At 62.3% G+C, this 17294-nt stretch carries 17 protein-coding genes; 5 read left to right on the forward strand and 12 right to left on the reverse strand.

What is annotated here, in order from left to right; all coding sequences use genetic code 11:
• Positions 1-169 precede the first annotated feature (169 nt).
• Entirely contained in the window at positions 170-328 is a 159-nt protein-coding gene (locus U1738_RS19755; protein ID WP_332790747.1) for a hypothetical protein, read from the forward strand.
• 96 nt (positions 329-424) lie between these two features.
• Entirely contained in the window at positions 425-745 is a 321-nt protein-coding gene (locus U1738_RS19760; protein WP_332790748.1) for a hypothetical protein, read from the forward strand.
• Positions 746-1186: 441 nt separating this feature from the next.
• Here U1738_RS19760 and U1738_RS19765 read toward each other — a convergent pair whose 3' ends face one another.
• Positions 1187-2206, reverse strand: coding sequence for a cytochrome P450 (locus tag U1738_RS19765; RefSeq protein WP_332790749.1), 1020 nt, complete (start codon positions 2204-2206; stop codon positions 1187-1189).
• Between the two features lie 225 nt (positions 2207-2431).
• A complete protein-coding gene (locus U1738_RS19770; RefSeq protein ID WP_332790750.1) occupies positions 2432-4489 on the reverse strand; it encodes a TonB-dependent receptor in 2058 nt (685 codons plus the stop codon).
• On the opposite strand from U1738_RS19770, the gene U1738_RS19775 reads away from it, so the two are divergent.
• Both U1738_RS19775 and U1738_RS19780 read left to right on the forward strand, forming a co-directional pair.
• Positions 4457-4600 carry a hypothetical protein gene (locus U1738_RS19775; RefSeq protein WP_332790776.1) on the forward strand — a complete coding sequence of 48 codons (144 nt, stop codon included), beginning with the start codon at positions 4457-4459 and terminating at the stop codon, positions 4598-4600. The genes U1738_RS19770 and U1738_RS19775 overlap by 33 nt on opposite strands.
• Positions 4601-5026: 426 nt before the next feature.
• Positions 5027-5689, forward strand: a complete 663-nt coding sequence (locus tag U1738_RS19780; RefSeq protein WP_332790751.1) for a TetR/AcrR family transcriptional regulator — start codon at positions 5027-5029, stop codon at positions 5687-5689.
• An 18-nt stretch (positions 5690-5707) separates the two neighbouring features.
• Here the strand turns inward: U1738_RS19780 and U1738_RS19785 are convergent, their stop codons facing one another.
• From U1738_RS19785 to U1738_RS19830, 10 genes are all read right to left on the reverse strand, one after another.
• Positions 5708-7237, reverse strand: a complete 1530-nt coding sequence (locus tag U1738_RS19785; RefSeq protein ID WP_332790752.1) for an AMP-binding protein — start codon at positions 7235-7237, stop codon at positions 5708-5710.
• A gap of 232 nt (positions 7238-7469) precedes the next feature.
• Positions 7470-8159 carry a TetR/AcrR family transcriptional regulator gene (locus U1738_RS19790; protein ID WP_332790753.1) on the reverse strand — a complete coding sequence of 230 codons (690 nt, stop codon included), beginning with the start codon at positions 8157-8159 and terminating at the stop codon, positions 7470-7472.
• A gap of 96 nt (positions 8160-8255) precedes the next feature.
• Positions 8256-9548 (reverse strand): cytochrome P450, encoded by a 1293-nt coding sequence (locus U1738_RS19795; protein ID WP_332790754.1) that lies wholly within the window; start codon positions 9546-9548, stop codon positions 8256-8258.
• Positions 9549-9609: 61 nt separating this feature from the next.
• Entirely contained in the window at positions 9610-9930 is a 321-nt protein-coding gene (locus U1738_RS19800) for a 2Fe-2S iron-sulfur cluster-binding protein (protein WP_332790755.1), read from the reverse strand.
• Between the two features lie 67 nt (positions 9931-9997).
• Positions 9998-11536, reverse strand: coding sequence for an acetolactate synthase large subunit (locus U1738_RS19805; protein WP_332790756.1), 1539 nt, complete (start codon positions 11534-11536; stop codon positions 9998-10000).
• A gap of 26 nt (positions 11537-11562) precedes the next feature.
• The gene (gene leuD, locus U1738_RS19810) at positions 11563-12183 is read right to left on the reverse strand and encodes a 3-isopropylmalate dehydratase small subunit (protein WP_332790757.1); all 621 of its coding nucleotides are present in this window, start codon (positions 12181-12183) and stop codon (positions 11563-11565) included.
• Entirely contained in the window at positions 12180-13583 is a 1404-nt protein-coding gene (leuC, locus tag U1738_RS19815; RefSeq protein WP_332790758.1) for a 3-isopropylmalate dehydratase large subunit, read from the reverse strand. The genes leuD and leuC overlap by 4 nt, the downstream gene beginning before the upstream one ends.
• Complete coding sequence (locus U1738_RS19820) at positions 13580-14641, reverse strand: isocitrate/isopropylmalate family dehydrogenase (RefSeq protein WP_332790759.1); 1062 nt, start codon at positions 14639-14641, stop codon at positions 13580-13582. Before U1738_RS19820 ends, leuC begins: the two co-directional genes overlap by 4 nt.
• An 88-nt stretch (positions 14642-14729) precedes the next feature.
• Positions 14730-15497 carry an IclR family transcriptional regulator gene (locus U1738_RS19825; protein WP_332790760.1) on the reverse strand — a complete coding sequence of 256 codons (768 nt, stop codon included), beginning with the start codon at positions 15495-15497 and terminating at the stop codon, positions 14730-14732.
• Between the two features lie 4 nt (positions 15498-15501).
• Positions 15502-16359, reverse strand: a complete 858-nt coding sequence (locus U1738_RS19830) for a type 1 glutamine amidotransferase domain-containing protein (protein ID WP_332790775.1) — start codon at positions 16357-16359, stop codon at positions 15502-15504.
• Positions 16360-16601: 242 nt separating this feature from the next.
• Between U1738_RS19830 and U1738_RS19835 the strand changes: the two genes are divergently transcribed.
• The gene (locus U1738_RS19835; RefSeq protein WP_332790761.1) at positions 16602-16988 is read left to right on the forward strand and encodes a PilZ domain-containing protein; all 387 of its coding nucleotides are present in this window, start codon (positions 16602-16604) and stop codon (positions 16986-16988) included.
• Positions 16989-17294 lie beyond the last annotated feature (306 nt).

Genomic DNA, 17294 nt, shown 5'->3' on the forward strand with positions numbered 1-17294 from the left:
ACGGCTCCAGCCGCGCCATCTGCTCGTCCGTCAGCCAATATAGGTCGCTCATGCCCAGTCTCCTCGCAGAGCCTGAATCAGATCGCGACGCTTACATCAATGGGTCCTGACCCTAGGTCGGAGCATTCTATGCTCATTTTCAATTCATTGGTCAGCGAAGGAGTTCTTGATGCGCGACATAAAACGACGAAGCCGCCTTGAACAAATGGTAAGCAGCCTGGACGATGTGATAATGTTCGCCGAACAGGAGAATGATTTCGTTCGTGCGGCAAAATGCGAGGACGTGCGGCTCATGATCGCCGCACGGCTCGAAAGCCTGTGCGACTGATTTACATTGCGTTTGCGGTTAGATAAAAATCAGTAGGAGTGGGATTAGGAGACCACCGTGCAGGGGAATGATCCGGCTGCTGGCCTAGCGGCTCGCATGTTGCAGTTTCGGCGCGATAGGCAGCGGTTGCTGCCGGCAGAGCTTTTTTCGGAACCAGCCTGGGATTTACTTCTAGAGCTGTTCGTCGCCGACGCAGAGGGACGTGGCTTATCTGGCAGAGAGGTCAGCCAACGGTCTAATGTTGCCGCTCCGGTGATGGCACGCTGGCTCATGCATCTCGTCAACATCGGCTTGGTGATCCGTGATGGCAGTGGTGCTGGCGATCTGGATGATTTGCTGACGCTTTCAGGCAAAGCGATGGACAGAATGGAGAAAGTTATCCAGCCGGCTTGCACGGTCCGACCGCTGGATGACTAGCCCAGGTTATGATTTCGTGCATCGCGACAATCCTCGACTGAGCCAGTCCGGGTTAGCGCCCCGGGGGTCGAGATACCAAGGGGCCGGCATCAAGCCCGCCACGGACCTCATCCCAGCGATAGAACGTTTGCTTCGAAATCACCATTCGCCGGATGACCTCGGCCCCGGCTTACCAATTCTCATTTGCTTATAATCAAAGGCGATCCGCTCGTCGCAGGGCTTGGTCCTCCTGATCGTCAGCTCCGCTTTCGCAGGTCATCGCAAGGCGGGAAAACCCGCATTCAAATTGGATGAAAAGCAAGGAGCGCTCACCGCAGATCAAAAAGCGACCGAGTCGGCAAAACGGCAGCGAGCGCCGGCTAGGCAAGCCGCCTGCCATTGATGGTACCGCCGATCGCACCTATCATTATCGAACGGATGGTCGCCGAAGAATATGGTGGCTCAGCCCACGACTGATACCGGCATGCTCGCGAAGCCGCGAAGGACGTTGTTTGCCTGTACCACGGGCGCACCCACCGTGAACTCCGGCATGCGCTCGACCATCGCCCGCACTAAGCAGGCCATTTCCAGTCGAGCGAGATGCTGACCAGCGCAAACATGCCGGCCAAGTCCGAACCCCACATGCGACCGCACGTCGGGTCGCGTCACGTCGAATCGCTCGGGATCGATCCACTTCCGGTCGTCGCGATTGGCCGATGCAAAGAGCACCAGCACGCGCTTTCCCTCCGGCACCATGCCATCGCCAACCTCGATGTCGCGGGTTGCCACGCGGCTGAACCCGCGGATCGGCGATTCGAGCCGGACCGCCTCGTCGATCGCTCTATCGACCAGCGCCGGATCGGCCCGTACCTGCTGCCATTGATCGGGATGCTGCCCGAGCAGGTTGAGCAAATGCGCAGTCGCGAAAATCGTCGTATCGAGGCTTGGCCCGAGATAGTCGAGCAACAGGATTGGAACCTGTTGGTGCGAAACGATGCCGGCATCGGCTGCCTCGAAAATGCGTGCGGCCCAGCTGTCGGATTTCACTTGCGCGCGCCCCGCCTTCGTAAAGACATATCCCATCATCTCGTGCATCACCGGCGCGGCGATGGTGAAACGGTCATTGGCAGGCCCCAGGCAATCGAAGATCGCCGCCGCCCAATCAAGCATGTTTTCGCGCCCCTGCTCTGGCAATCCGACCAGGTTCGATACGATCGCCAACGGCAGGAACCGGGCAAGATCGACAACTCCGTCGAACCGGCCACGCGCGGCGAGGCGATCGATAAGGTCGTCGGCCGCCTGCTGGATTTGCTTGCGAAGCAGCGCGACCGCCTTGGGCTGAAGCGGGGCCGCAATGATCCCACGCAATTTCTGGTGGACCGGCGGATCGCTTGCCAGCGTGGTCCCCTCTCCTCCAAGGTTGATCGGGTCATTGAGCGCGATCCCCTGCCCGGAGACGAAGCTGCCGTGATCGAGCAACACTGACCTTACATCAGCGTACCGCCCAACCGCAAGCACGCCATGCGAGGTTAGCTCAACGACCGAACCCAGCGCCCGCATCTTCGCATAATGCTCATAGGGGCTCTTAATCGATGCATCCGAATATAGGTCCGCCGCATATTGCGTCATACCCAACCTCTCCCAACTAGACTACGACCTGGACACGGACGGGTTGATCCGTTCTCCGGCCGATACCAACCGCCAAAGTCAATATTTGACGCTGAGCTGCAGAGCGATCGTTCGAGAACGTTCGGACACTGCGGCCTGCGCACCGGTTATCGGCGCAAGGAACGTGAACGCTGCGGCATTCTCGTTCGCGAGGTTCCGGCCGATCAGCCGCACCTCCCATGCCTCCTTCGCGCCCGAAATCGCGGCGGACAGGTTCAGCGTGGTGAATGATTCGCCAGGCACGGATGCCGTCGGGTCTTGCTGATAATAACGCTGTGAGCGGTAATCGACTGACCCATCCAGCGCGAACGTCGTCGTTCCGACAAAAGCGGTTTGGTAGTTGAAGCCACCGCTGCCGGACCATTTCGGTGCGAGCGGGATGGGTCCGCCTGTCTGCCGATCCTTTGCGTCAGCGTAGGTGTTGTTCACGAAAAGCCGCAGACCGTCGATCGGTCTCCAGGATCCCTCGAGTTCGAAACCACGGCTGCGAAGATCGGCGTTGCTAATTTGAAAAGCCATGCCGTCGAAAGACACCACCTGGAAATTATCGACGTTCGTGTTGAAGAGGGATATGTTCAACAGCCAATGGCGTGCCGCATCCTGGGCCTTAATGCCGACTTCAGCGGTATGGGCGCGTTCCGACGCATATTCCGATCGGTCGAGAAAGGTCGCCGATGACGCGAACCCGCCGCTTTTGGTGCCCTGACCGTAGGAGGCATATGCCATGATGTCGGACGAGATATCGTACTGCGCGCCGATAGAATAATCGACGTTGTTCTCGCGGCGGCTGCGCGAGAATGGCGCGTAAGGCGGATTAACCACTAAACTGTACAATCCGGGGATCACCACCAAACGGTTAAAATTGACGTCCTTGGTATCGTGGGTGAAACGCATTCCACCGACCAATCTAAACGCGCTGCTGATGTTCGCCGTGGCTTGGCCGAATGCCGACAAGGTCTGCGTCTTCTGATAAAAATACGTCGTCGAGGCTCCGCTCAGCGGCACGTTTGGAACCGGCGAAAACGGGTAGTTCGCGGTCAGAGTCGTCTGGTTGTCGAGGATATTCGACAGAAAAAGCCCACCGATCACATAGTCGATCGCCTGCTTGCCGGGCGACACGATGCGAAGTTCCTGTGAGAATTGCTTCGACCGTTCGGCAACGGGTCGATTGAGATAATCGCCAGCCTGGAAATCGGAATCGCTGACGTTGTTATCGCGGTAGTTCGAATAGGCGGTGACCGACGTCAACGTCGCCGCGCCGACGGGGATGTTCGCGGTAAGCGAATAACGATCGTTGCGGAAGCGTTCGAACTGCTCGCCGCCCAGGCTGCCATAGCTGGTGGCGTTGCGTTGATCGAGCTTGCCGTCGAGCGTTCCCGGCGCACCCGCGAGTGCCTGCAGCAACAGAGCGCTTGGCGGCAGCGTCAGCAATTCGACGGGTGTGCCGTAATTGTGCGAGATGTCGTGCTGGGCGACGGCGGTCACATCGATTCCCGAACCCGGCTGCCATACCAGCACACCACGGATCGCATCGTCGCTGGTACGCGGGTTGCGCTTGCCGCTGATAACGTTGCGGACCCACCCCATATCGTCGAGCGTCTGCCCGGACAGGCGCAACTTCAGGGTTTCACCCAGAGGAATATCGACGCCACCCGTCAGCAGCTTCGAGCCAAGTTCGAACTCGTACGACGCCCGCGCATCTACCACAAACGCATCGCCCGGCTTGCGCGTCAGCAGATTGACCGCGCCGAGACTGGTATTCTTGCCAAGCAGCGCCGCCTGCGTACCCTTGACCACCTCGATGCGCTGGATGTCGAACATCGACGCTGCGAATTCGCGGTTGCGCGGGGCATAGACCCCATCGACGAACAGGCTGACCGAACTATCGAAGGAAGGAGCGCCGGGCGAGGATCCGAGGCCACGGATCGTGAGGCCGATTTCGTTACCGGTAGGTGCCTTTGCCAGATTCAATCCGGGGGCCACGCTAGCGATCTGAAGCAGTGATGCCGAGCCAGTTCGCACGAGATCTTGCGACGTCACGACGTCGATCGCGACTGGGATCGATTGCACAGTCTCGGAGCGTTTTCGCGCGGTCACGACGATATCCTGATCGGCCGCCGCTATAGCGGCGCTGCCGTCAGCCGGCTCGATCTGAGAGGGTCGGTCTCCTTCCAATGGGGCAGTCTGCGCGAGCGCAGCACCGGTTAGAAACTGCACTCCGCCGAGGATTGCCGCAGTGCATAGAAATCGATTGATCAGCATGACGAGAGTCTCTCCCAATACCGGGACGACCGAGAGAGACGAAGTCCGCTTCAGCGACACGGAGTGGAAATCTCACCACGCTCGCTCGCAAACGCGAACGGTTCATTCTCTCACTGCCAAAGCCCGTGAACGTCACGCCATTGATGGCGCTTGACTGTTTGGTCATGTAACTTACGTGAATGTGTCTGGCAATGCCCTTGAGCAATCGATTGGTCTGCATTTAGTGTACGCGAGGTCTATTGAATGCATTATGCTGCTGGCTGATCGAGGCCCTGCCGCAGGGAGATTTCGAAACTGGCGGTCCTTGCAAACCGATTTTCTATAGAGTGCTCAGTTCACGACAATTCGGCTTTATCGCGATATGGAAGTACGATGACTGTCACTAAGATACCGGTTCCGCCGAAGCGCACGTCCCGGGGCGAAGCTACGCGAAGTGCCCTGCTAGCAGCAGGCCGCAGCTTATTCGCAGAGCGTCCGATGGACGCGGTGCCGATCGATGATATCGTGCAGCGCGCCAGTGTAGCGAAAGGCAGCTTCTACACCCATTTCGACGACAAGAATGCTCTGCTCTCGGCAATCAACGACGAAATCACGACCCAGGTTGAGATGCTGGTCGGATCCGCGAATGCCGGCATCACCGATCCAGCGATGCGCTTGGCGCGTGGCCTCTGCGTCTACCTTCGCTATGTCGTTGACGAACCCGAACACGGCGCGATCCTGGTACGGTCCGATGCAGCTAGCGGTCTCGGCGCTGCGCCTTCGCTCCACGCCGGAACATTCACCGACCTGTCGGGTGGGCTGTCGAGTGGTCGGCTGAGCATCCCCACCGTCGAGATCGCGGCGGTTCTCGTCTTGGGAATCGGCCTTGCCGGCATGGCGCGCTGCCTTCGCGAACGCTCGCGGCCGGCGATCGTCGGCATCGCGCAGCAGCTGACGACGATGATGCTGACTGGTATCGGAGTACAGGGCCCCGAGGCCGGAATTATTGCGGCGCAGGCGGCGGACCAGATCATCCGCGCCGATCGCGAACCCTGATCGGTTCGCCACCCCCGATCACTCCAGCAGCATCGCCCGCAACGCTGCCTTCGACACCTTGTTTAAGGTTACCCGCGGCAGATCATCGACCAGCCGGACTTCGACCGGCCGCTTGAAGGGCGCGAGCGCCGTCAAACAGATCGCCTCGATCCGTGCAGCAATACTCGGATCGTCGTCGGCAATAACGAAAGCGACCGGCACCTCGTCCAGCATTGGATGGGGTCGGGCGGCGACAGCGACCTCCCGTACACCCGGCACCATCGCAATTACGCGTTCGATCTCGGACGCCGCGACGTTCTCACCCCCAACCTTTAACATGTCCTTCGCGCGTTCGATGAAGAAGAGCGAGCCGTCGCCGCCCAGCATAACGCGGTCGCCCGTGATAAAGAGACCATCAGGTGTGAACGCCGCCGCAGTGGCGTAGGGATGACCAGCATATTCGACAAACAGCGGCACGCCGCGCCGTCCCCTGACGTAAAGATCGCCGACCTCGCCGGGACTTATTGGGCGCATGTCCGTATCCAGAACAAGAATTTCATACGCGGGAGAAGGACTTCCCATCCCCAACGGCGCCACCGGCCGCGTCGGCGCACTGACGATGCCGTGCGTCACCGTTTCAGTCATCCCCCACCATGAAATGGTTCGGACGCCCAGGATGTCCTCGACATCAGTGAACCGAACCGCCGTTCCGAAAAAGCGATAGCTGTGTCGCGCCGGAACCGGCTGAGACTTCAGCGCCGCGGTGCAGAACGGCACGACCGACGTCCACATACAGCCATTTCGGAGCGAGACCGGCCAGAAGCGCGACGCCGAGAAGCGCGGCTGTCGTACGACCGTCGCGCCCGCCCATAGCGACGCCAGCACCGAGTAAACCTGCGCGTTGGTGTGAAACAGCGGTAGGAAAACGAGGTGGACGTCGTCCTGGGCAAGACCCTCGTGCATCGCGGACACGCGGCCACCCCACAGGGCATTGGCGTGGCTCCACACCACAGCCTTTGGTCGGGCGGTGGTGCCCGACGTGTACTGGATACCGAACTCGGCATGCTGGTCGGCGACACGTTTCGGTAGCAGCGCCGAATCGCCCGTAAAGGCCTCCAGCGCCCCCCCGCCGGCGTCATCGATGACCACCAGCCATGCTCCGTCACCCAAAGCGTCGGCCACGACATCGGCAAACGCAGCACTCGTCACGCCACCGACCGCGCCACAATGCCCGGCGAAATAGCGGATATCGTCTGCCACGCTCTTGGTGTTGGTCGTCACGGCGACAGCACCAAGATAGGCGCAGCCGAACCAGGCGAACAGGAATTCGGGGCAGTTTTCAAGATGGATCAGCACGCGCTGCCCCGGCTGGACACCGCGAGCATGCAATCCGGCGGCGACGCCGCGGACACGACCGACAAACTCCGCGTAGCTCCATTGGCGGGCCACGCCAGCGAATGGCTCCCACACCAGAAACGCGTGGTCCGCGCGCGCTACCGACTTGTCGTCGAGCAATGTACGAATGTCCTGACCTTCGAACCCGGTCAGCGATGCTGGTGTTGTGTTCACAGACGTTCCGGCGTCACCGGCCCCCCATTCTCAGCCGACCAAATTCCGCAGCGCGGGGCGTTGGATCGAGCGGTCTATCGTAACCTAGCTGACCACATGGTCGGCAGCAGAGCCTCGAATGATCGAATCATGCAGACCAAGTGGCGCAGGACAGTCAGCAATTCGTGCCCCCGTTCTAATTTTAACATCCTGGCTGAGGCGAGCCAGAGATTGGACGATATTTGACTTAACGTCAACATTCTTGAAGCAGGTCGTGGCTGGTCTGCGCAGCAAGGCGTTGCGCGGCTACCGCCCCGACGGCAAAAGCGCGCAGCAACAACATCAACGTTTCCTGGCATATCGCGACGGCCGGGCCTTGATCTCCGCGTTGTAGCAGGCTTGTGACCAGGGCCAGCGTCGCGCCGCTGACGAAGTTGACTGCACCCGCCATCGTAGAAAACTCCAATCGCCCTGCGGCCAAGCCTGCCGCCAGGTCAGCCTCCAGCCCGCGGTCGAGCGCACGCTCCGCGTGGAGATCGTGGGCGAAAGCATGGATAACAAATCTGGCATGGAGCGGATCGCCAATCGCCATCCGCGCATAAACTGCCACACCGCGCACCAGCCGGCGCACCGGATCCTCCACATCGCGGTTCGCGGTCGCCACCGCCTCCTCGAATATGCCTCGGGAAATCCGTCTCAGCGCGCCGATCAGCGAATCACGATCGGCGAAATGATTGTAGAATGTCTGCTTCGATATCCCGGCACGCGCGATGATCGCATCGATTCCGACGCCATCGATGCCTTGCTCTCCAAACAGATCAAAGCCCGCACGCAGAAGGCGACGTCGTGTTCGCTCCCTGCGGCGGTCCGTTCTCTCTACCGGGGCAACATCGCCCGCTCCGCTATCCGAACCCGCGCGACCATTGTTTGCTTGCTGCACCATCGCTGCAGTGTACGCGCGAACAACGGCGGGAAACCACCGCAATTCAGTCGGACGCGGCGCACCAGCATAATCCGCTGCGGGCGGTAGAGGGAACGGTCAATAGCGCCGGGGCAGGACGACACGCATCGTTTCATACCCCTTGACGAAAGCCGAGCGGACCCGCTTCGGTTCGTCGACGACGACGATCTCGGGAAAGCGTTTCATAATCTCCTCCCAGACAATCTGGAGCTGGAGTTCGGCCAGCCTGTTGCCGACACAGCGATGGATGCCAAAGCCGAAAGAGATGTGCTGGCGCGGGCGGGGACGATCGATGACGAAATCATTGGGACGTTCGATCACCTCGTCGTCGCGGTTACCGGAGATATACCACATCACAACGGTGTCGTTCCGCTTGATCTGCTGACCACGGAACTCGACATCGCGCGTCGCACGCCGTTTCATATGCGCGAGGGGCGTCTGCCAGCGGATCGTCTCCGACACCATTGACGGCAACAGGCCGGGATTGGCCAACAGCTTGGCGTATTGATCGGGATTTTTGTGCAGCGCGTAAACCGATCCGGTCATCGTGTTTCGGGTCGTGTCGTTGCCGCCGACGGTCAGCAGCATAATGTTCCCGAAATACTCCATCGGTCCCATCCCGCGCGTCGCGGGATCGTGCGCGAGCATCGAGATCAGATCGCCGGTCGGCTCGACGTTGACCCGGTCGTTCCACATCTGCGTGAAATAGGCGTGATAGTCGCGGAATATGCCGAGCTTCTGTTCGCGGGTCTCGACGAGTCCATGTCCCGGTTCGGCGGTGACGACATCGGACCAGTGGGTCAGCTTGCGCCGATCGTCTTGTGGCATGCCAAACAGCGTCGCGAGTGTCATCGCGGTGAGTTCCATCGACACTTTGTCGACCCAGTCGAACTCCTCGCCGATCGGCAGCGCGTCAAGGATCTTGGCGGCGCGCTCGCGGATCAATGGCCCGAGCACCTGAAGATTGGTCGGCGATACGGCGGGACTGACCGCCTTGCGCTGGACGTCGTGCTTGGGCGGATCCATCGCGATGAACATCGCAAGCCCTTCGAGCGCTGGCGTCTGCCCGGGCGAGAGCGGGGGAACCATCATGATCCCCGGTTCTGAGGAGAATGTCTGGTGATCGGTATCGACCGCCATGATGTCGTTGTACTTCGTGACCGACCAATAGGGACCATAAGCACTTTCCGCTGTGAAATGGACCGGAGATTCCTGCCGCAGGCGTTCGAAGTTCCACCACATCTCGTCGCTGGCGAAGAGCGCCGGCTGGGCGGGGTCGATCTGATCCAGCGGAGTCGCGTAAGCGGTATCGCGCGCCGTCACGGGTGCGGCGGCGGCGGAGTCGGCGATGTGCGGATTGGCGGGGCTCATCTACGGTTCCTCTGCAAATTTCACGGCGGTCGACCGCCGTTGGCGCTGACCTTTCGGCCTCTCAGTGCTGACTTTCCGGCATGGTCACGATCAGCCCATCGAGCGCCGGTGACACTTCGATCTGGCACGACAGGCGGCTGTTGGGTTCGACATTCTCGGCGAAATTGAGCATTTCGGCTTCCTGTTCGGTTCGCGCGCCGGTTGCGGCCAGCCAGGCGTTATCGACATAGACATGACACGTCGCACAGGCGCACGCCCCGCCACAATCGGCGTCGATGCCGGGAACATCGTTCTTCACCGCGCCTTCCATGACGCTCCAACCGTCATCCACCTGGTGTTCGTGACGCGTGCCGTTATGCTCGACATAGGTGATCGTTGCCATTGATTCTCTGCTGCCCCTGTCGGATGGTTGATCGACGGGGAACTGTGCCCCCGTTGATCGCAATACTCTAGATCGCGGCTTCGATCAGCATCGGACCGCGGCGCGCCACCGCATTCGCCACGGCGGCGTCGAATTCCGCCGCCGTCTCGCATCGGACCGCCGGCACGCCATGACCCTGCGCGAGCGCGACCCAATCCAACTTGGGCTTGTCGAGCCCGAGGAGATCGGCCGCCGCCGGCCCGGCATCGCCGGCGCCTGTTCGGGACATTTCAACGGTGAGTATCCGGTAACTATGATTGGCGAAGATAACGATGACAATGTCGAGCGCCTCGCGCGCCATCGTCCACAGCGATTGCACGGTGTACATCGCCGCGCCGTCGCCGCTGAGCGCGAAGACCTTGCTGTCGGGCCTGGCGATGGCGGCGCCGATCGCGATCGGCAGGCCGATGCCGATCGCGCCGCCGGTCAGCGCAAGCACATCATGTCGCCGCGCCGTGGCGGTCGCCATCATGATCGGCGCGCCCGACGTCACCGCGTCATCGCAAAGTATCGCATTCTCCGGCATATGCCGAGCGATCGAAACGCCGGCCGTCATCGAGTTCAGCGCACCAGACGGGGCATCCGGCAACGCGAGCGCCTGTACCGGACCCTCTGCAGGCGCCGATATCGCATCGGCGAGCGCGGCCAACGCGGCCGGCGCGTTTTGCCAACGGTCCGCGAGCGTCTCGACCCGGCATCCCTCTGGCACCAGCACGCTTGGGCGATCCGGATAGGCGAAGAACGATACCGGCAGCGACGTACCAACCAGCACGAGGAGATCGACGCCCGCCAGTTCCGCCAGCGCCATCTCGCCGAAATAGGGCATTTTCCGCGGCAGGAAGGCGCCCTCCCCGCGCGGCTGCCGTGGCACGAAGGTGTCGGAATAGACCGGGATCTCCGCCGCCGCGAACCGCGCCGCCTGCACCAGCGAGTCCGCCAGGCACGCCCGCCCTCCGAGCAGGACAACCGGCTTGGCCGCACCCTGGATCGCGTCCGCCAGTCCCTCGATCGACGCCATCGGCACCGCCGCCGGCACCGGACGTTCGGCGACGACCGGATCGCCCACGGTTGGAAGCCACGCGGAGTCGGCGGGCAGGATCAGGCTGACGGGGCCACCGGGCGCGCCGTAGCTGGCGGTTATCGCCGCCGCCGCGAGTGGCGCGACGCTGTCGGGGGTGTCGGCGGATTCTACCCAGAGGGAGTTAGGTTTGGCGAGCGCGGCGATATCCGAGTTGAGCGGCGCGTCATATTGACGATGATAGGTCGCATGGTCGCCTATCACGTTGACGACCGGCGTAAAGGCGCGGCGCGCATTGTGCAGGTTTGCCGCGCCGTTCGCATAGCCTGGCCCCAGATGCAGCAGCGTGCAGGCCGGCGTATCCGCCATTCGCCCATAGCCATCCGCAGCACCGGTCGCGACGCCCTCGAACAGACACAGCACCGATCGCATCTGCGGTTCGGCATCGAGCGCTGCGACAAACTGCATTTCGCTGGTGCCGGGGTTGGCGAAACAGACCGTCACCTTGTTCAGGACGAGTGTCGATAGAAGTGCGCGGGCGCCGTTCATGAAGTCAGATCCTTAAGCCAAATATCTCAACCGACGCGGACGCGGTCCCGCACCCAGGCGCGCGCCAGCCGATCGCCTGCGACGAAGGCGGAACGGGCGGCGCTGCGTGACAGCATCATCCCGATCTCGTCGAGGCCGGACAGCAGCATTTCCTTCTGCAGCGCCCCGATCTCGAACCCGGCGTCGATGTCGTCGCACCGCACCGTCTGCGCCGGCAGATCGACCGCGATCGTCGCAGCGGCGGTTGCGGCCGCCATCAGCCGGTCGACGACGTTCGGCGGCAACCGCACGGCTAGCACCCCGTTCTTGAGGCAATTGGAATAGAAAATGTCGCCATAGCTGGCCGCGATGACAACGCGAAATCCCATCCCCCGCACCGCGACGGCCGCAGTCTCGCGCGAACTGCCGCACCCGAAATTGCGGCCTGCGATCAGGATTTCGGCACTTTCGCGCGCCGAATGGGCGAACGGATCGTCTGCTCTTGGGTTGCCGTCCTCGTCGAAGCGCAACGGCTCGAACGCGAACCGGACGACCGCCTCGCGCCCTTCAAGAACGCGTGCGATCGGCGTGATCACGTCGGTATCGACATTATCGACGCGCAGGACCGTCCCACGCGATACGACCGATGGGGGAAAGGCGTCGCTCATGCGCCAACCTCCGCCAGATCGCCGGGCGCGGCGATCCTGCCCGCGATTGCACAGGCAGCGGCGGTCGCGGGACTAGCCAGATGCGTCCGCGCACCCGGCCCTTGTCGCCCGACGAAGTTGCGGTTGGAGGTCGAGACGCAACGCGCTCCGCTCGGCACCATGTCGCCGTTCATCGCCAGACACATCGAGCATCCGGGTTCGCGCCACTCGAAGCCGGCAGCGCGGAAATCACGATCGAGCCCGCGCGCCTCGGCGGCACGACGCACGCCCTGAGATCCAGGTACGATCCAAGCGACGACGCCGGGCGCGACGCTACGTCCGCGCACAACTGCGGCCGCCGCTTCCAGATCGGAAAGGCGCCCGTTGGCGCACGATCCGATAAAGACCTGATCCACGCGCGTTCCAGTCAAAGCGTGCGCGGCCTCGATCCCCATATAGTCGAGCGCGTGGCGGATATCCGCCGCCGCGGCGGGATCGTCGGGTAAACCCGGCACGGTTTCGGCGAGGCCGATGACATGGTCGAGCGTCACACCCCAGGTGATCTGCGGCCCGACGATGCTTGCATCTAGCGTCACCTCGCTGTCGAACACGGCACCCTCGTCCGATCCCAACATGATCCAATGTGACACTGCATCGTCCCACATCGAGCCGGCCGGCGCATAGGGGCGACCTTTAAGGTAGTCGATCGTCGTCGCATCAGGTGCGATCAGGCCGAAGCGCGCGCCGAACTCGACCGCCAGGTTACACAGCGACATGCGCTGCTCCATCGACATCGCATCCACCGCAGGGCCGGCAAATTCCAGCGCATGGCCGACCGCTCCAGCCGCGCCCCAGCGACCGATGATGTGGAGTATCAGATCCTTCGCATCGGCATCGGGTCGCAGCGCTCCATCGATCCAAACCCGCATCGACCGGGGCTTCTCCAGGATCAGCATCTGCGTCGCGAGCACCTGCATGATTTCGGTCGACCCAATCCCCCACGCGAGCGCACCAAACGCGCCCTGCGTACAGGTGTGGCTGTCCCCGCAGACGATGGTCAGGCCCGGCAGCGTCAGCCCGAGTTCGGGCGCGACGACATGGACGATGCCCTGATCGGGCGAATCGAGATCAAACAGCCGAATGCCCGCCGCCGCGCAGAAACGCCGGAACGGCGGCAGCGTCTTGCGACTGGCTTCGCTGCTTTGGTCGGTTCGGCCGGGGATCGTCGCAACGCCGTGATCGGGGATCGCGAAGGTCTGGCCCGGCGCATCGACCGCGAGCCCGCGATCGGCCAACGCTTTTAGCGCGCTGGGGCCGCTAAGATCGTGGAGCAGATGCAGATCGATCGCGATCATGTTCATATCGCCGAGATCCTCGACGACATGCTGCGCCCAGAGTTTGTCGAATAGGCTCTGCGTCACGACCTCGTCTCCATCGCCGCGAGCACCGCGTCGCAGAACGCGGACGTTCCGGCGTCGCCACCCATGTCCCGGGTCAAAACCTGCCCGGCGGCGTAGACCGCATCGATCGCGTTGCGCAGGCGCGTCGCCACCGTCTCCTGCTCGACATAGTCGAGCATCAGCGCCGCCGAGAGCAAGGTCGCCGTCGGATTGACCACGCCTTGGCCTGCGATATCCGGAGCGGTGCCGTGCGCGGATTCGAAATACGCATAGTCGTCCCCGTAACAGCCGCTAGCCGCGACCCCGAGCCCACCGACCAACCCCGCCGCCGCGTCCGATAGGATATCGCCGTAGAGATTTGGCAGGACGAGCACGTCGAACCGGTGCGGCTCGCGAACCAGACGGTGCGCGCAATCGTCGACGATCAGCGTCTCGAACGCGACGTCGGGATACTCCGCCGCGAGCGCCTTGGCGGTCGCGATGAACAGACCGTCAGTGGCCGGCTGCATGTTCCATTTAGCGCTGGCGGTCAGCTTGCCCGGATATCCCTGCGCGCAACGCTTGCGGGCGAGTTCGAATCCGAAGCGCAGGACCCGTTCGGACCCCGCGCGCGTGATCGCCTTGATCGCATAATTCCCCGGCCCCATCGCCTCGGGCGCGCACCGAGCGGTCCGGCTGACGAGCCCGAGCGGCGCCAGATCGGCGAGATCGCCCTCCAGCACGACATAGGCGTCCTCGAGATTCTCCCGGACGATCACGAAATCGATGCCTTCCGGCGCACGCAGCGGACTGGCCTGCCCCGCGCTCCACCGCGTCGGTCGGACGTTGGCGAAGGTCTGCTTACCCCAGCGGAGATAGAAGAGCGCCGCCGCGGCGGGGCCGGCGGTAGCGCCGAACAGCGTCGCATCCGACGTGTCGATCAGCGCTTTAGCATCAGCGGACAGCGCGCCATCGACCCCCGCCACCGTTTCGCACCAGCGCCATGTGACATCGACCTTGGCCCGTTTGAGAAGATCGACCGAAGCCCAAACCGCTTCAGCCGCGGCGTCCTCACCAGGAATGACGCAGATCGTGCTCATCGGTCCCTCGATCCCAACCACGTATATTGTGCCGCTAAACGGCACGACGTGCTATATGGCAGCACGAGCGCTGAGGCAAGACCAGCTATTAATCGTCAAGTGGACTCGTCGATTCCGCCGCCAATCCCAACGAGATGCGCCGGGCCGCATCGGCGACGACGGGCCCCAGCAGCGACGCCGTGGCCTTATGGAGTCGCTCGGCGGGCGCGGACACGCTGACACCCGCGATCGGCATTCCGTCCCGGGCGATGATCGCCGCGCCGACCGCATGCACGTCGGCGGTGTTGCCACCCAAGTTCACCGCGAAGCCACGCGTTCGCACCTTTTCGAGTACTTCCCGCAACATTGCCGGGTCGGTGACGGTGCGTCCCGTCACTGCCATCATCGCGTGATCCAGATAGGCGTCGAGATCGCCGGCGGGCAGCGCCGCCAGCATCGCCTGACCCGTGGCGGTCGAATGCAGCGGCGACACCGCCCCATAGGGAAAGAAGTAGCGGACCGGACGGATACCATCGAGTCGCTCCACCAGCACCAGCATGTCCTGAAACCGCCGCGTGAGCAGCACCGTCTCTTCCGAATGCCGTCTTAGATCCTCCATCACGCCCAAGGCAATCGCGCGCAGCGGCCCATGATGGACGCTCGTCTGGCCGCTGGCGACCAGCGCGCGGATCGTCAGGCGCCAAACCGGACGATCGCCCGCGGATGGTTCGATCCAGCCGGTCTGCTGCAACGATACAAGGACGCGCTGCACCGTCGATTTCGGAATCTCCATCAACCGTGCGAGCTCGCTGACACCGACCGGCTGATGCGTGCTGAGCTTTTCGATGACCTTGAATGCGAGTTCAACGGGTCGCATGAGTTTAGGCCTCCGACGCCGTAACGAGCGCACCGAGCGTGCGGGCGAAGGCATGCGCGTCGCCAGGCCAGCGTGCGGAGACGTAGCGGCCATCGGTCACCACCCAGCTGGCGCGCGTATCGGTCGCGCTGTCGCGGCACAGACCAAGCGTCTTGCGCTTGTGATCGACGACGCCCTCCGGTACGTCGATGAATTCCCGCGGGTCGGCAAGCGCGCGCGTCACTTTCTGTCCGACCGACATGAAACCGTCGAGCTGCGACAGCGCCTCCTGGTAGGTACGATAATAACTCGGGTCGCACCACCGGCCGACACAAGCCAGACGCTCCGCAGTGCGTTCCTGCCGCCAGGTCAATGAGGTCGTCTTGCGTCCGAACAGCACCGAGCGTCCCGAAGAGGTACGACTGCGCGCAGCTAGGAGGACACCATGGCAAATCGCCCCGACCGGCTTGTCCGCGACGACGAATGCCGCAGTCAGCTGTTTGAGCGCCTGGCTCTTTAGATACTCGCGCATTCCGCGCGCGCGGTGACCGCCCGGAAGAACGAGCGCGTCAAAGCTGTTGCCATCAAGATCCTGCCAACGCCGCGTGCGCTGAAAGGCGTCACCCGACGTCATCTCGGCATAGGCCCCACGCGCATCAGCGTTGCCCCGTAGGATAAACCCAAGGAATCGCACGTTTCGCAATCCAGGGATCCGGCCCCACGGATCCAGGCCGCGACCATCCAGCATAAGTGCATCAGCTGCACCGGGCCGCCCGTCCGGCGTGGCGAAGACAATGCTATGACCCATTTCCGTCAGTATTTTCCAAGGCACCGCGACCTCGATGGGATCAAAATCCCGAGCAGGCAGTGGGACCAAGATCATGCCCAAAGAATCTAACTCCTTCTTGAATTCGCCTCACTTCAACAGGGCTCCGTGCAAACCATCAGCGGCAGAACTCTCTCAAATTTCGGCGGGACGACTATGCCTTTGGCGGACCGCTAAGGGCTTCTTAGGCAGTCTCGGATATCACGCATTCACGCGTGCTTGTGCAGGATAGCTCGTAACAGCGCAACGACGAGGCCGCCCTAATGCCCACCGAGTGCAGCGCGCCGCCGTTCACCCGCATGCCGCGTCATCAGGTGCTGCTCGCCGCTGAAATTTCGGGTTTTGGAAGTACCGCTCCCTCCAAGCACCGAATCAAAAATCTGTCGGTCTCCGGCGCCCAAATCGACCACGCCGGAGCGTTACGGCCGGGGTCCACGGTGCTGGTGACGGTCGGAACTCTGGAGGCCATCGGCGCAACCGTAATCTGGGTTGACGAGGAATTGGCAGGTCTAAAATTCGCTGAATCGATCGACCCTGCCCGGGCTCGCTCCAAAACGATCATCTCGACATCCAGTCAATCATGCTCGAAATCCGCAATCGAAGCAGCAAGAAAGAAAATCGACAGCGCTTCGCCGCCTGTCAGCGCAGGATGGCTGTCGGCTTTGCCTGACCACTATCGCTCGTAGCGTCTGATCGTTCCTAGTTGCATGGACATGTCAATCGGCGTCCCCAAAGGCACCCGTCCACCAAGCAGCGGCACAGACATGGCAGTTGCAGTTTTCGCGGGGGTTGGCATCCCCAGTATCGCGTTGAAAGCGCTTAACCTGACGTGCAAAACCTCAACAGCTTGAAGCTATGAGCCCGGCCGCAAATCGATAGTCCAGCGCGGCGTTCGCCCGTGCGACATGCGCCGTGGAAAGATGATAACCTCGCCCATCCATGATACTGAATTTGATAGGCAGAAGATCCGCAGGCCCGGCGGGCAAACCCTC

Source organism: Parasphingomonas caseinilytica (genome assembly GCF_036663755.1).
Lineage (GTDB): Bacteria > Pseudomonadota > Alphaproteobacteria > Sphingomonadales > Sphingomonadaceae > Sphingomonas.

Excerpts from the sequence above, each read along its gene's own strand:
- U1738_RS19755 (WP_332790747.1), top strand. The coding sequence starts at position 170 with ATGCGCGACATAAAACGACGAAGCCGCCTTGAACAAATGGTAAGCAGC.
- U1738_RS19760 (WP_332790748.1), top strand. The coding sequence starts at position 425 with ATGTTGCAGTTTCGGCGCGATAGGCAGCGGTTGCTGCCGGCAGAGCTT.
- U1738_RS19780 (WP_332790751.1), top strand. The coding sequence starts at position 5,027 with ATGACTGTCACTAAGATACCGGTTCCGCCGAAGCGCACGTCCCGGGGC.
- U1738_RS19790 (WP_332790753.1), bottom strand. The coding sequence starts at position 8,159 with ATGGTGCAGCAAGCAAACAATGGTCGCGCGGGTTCGGATAGCGGAGCG.
- U1738_RS19795 (WP_332790754.1), bottom strand. The coding sequence starts at position 9,548 with ATGAGCCCCGCCAATCCGCACATCGCCGACTCCGCCGCCGCCGCACCC.
- U1738_RS19800 (WP_332790755.1), bottom strand. The coding sequence starts at position 9,930 with ATGGCAACGATCACCTATGTCGAGCATAACGGCACGCGTCACGAACAC.
- U1738_RS19805 (WP_332790756.1), bottom strand. The coding sequence starts at position 11,536 with ATGAACGGCGCCCGCGCACTTCTATCGACACTCGTCCTGAACAAGGTG.
- leuD (WP_332790757.1), bottom strand. The coding sequence starts at position 12,183 with ATGAGCGACGCCTTTCCCCCATCGGTCGTATCGCGTGGGACGGTCCTG.
- U1738_RS19820 (WP_332790759.1), bottom strand. The coding sequence starts at position 14,641 with ATGAGCACGATCTGCGTCATTCCTGGTGAGGACGCCGCGGCTGAAGCG.
- U1738_RS19825 (WP_332790760.1), bottom strand. The coding sequence starts at position 15,497 with ATGCGACCCGTTGAACTCGCATTCAAGGTCATCGAAAAGCTCAGCACG.
- U1738_RS19830 (WP_332790775.1), bottom strand. The coding sequence starts at position 16,359 with ATGATCTTGGTCCCACTGCCTGCTCGGGATTTTGATCCCATCGAGGTC.
- U1738_RS19835 (WP_332790761.1), top strand. The coding sequence starts at position 16,602 with ATGCCGCGTCATCAGGTGCTGCTCGCCGCTGAAATTTCGGGTTTTGGA.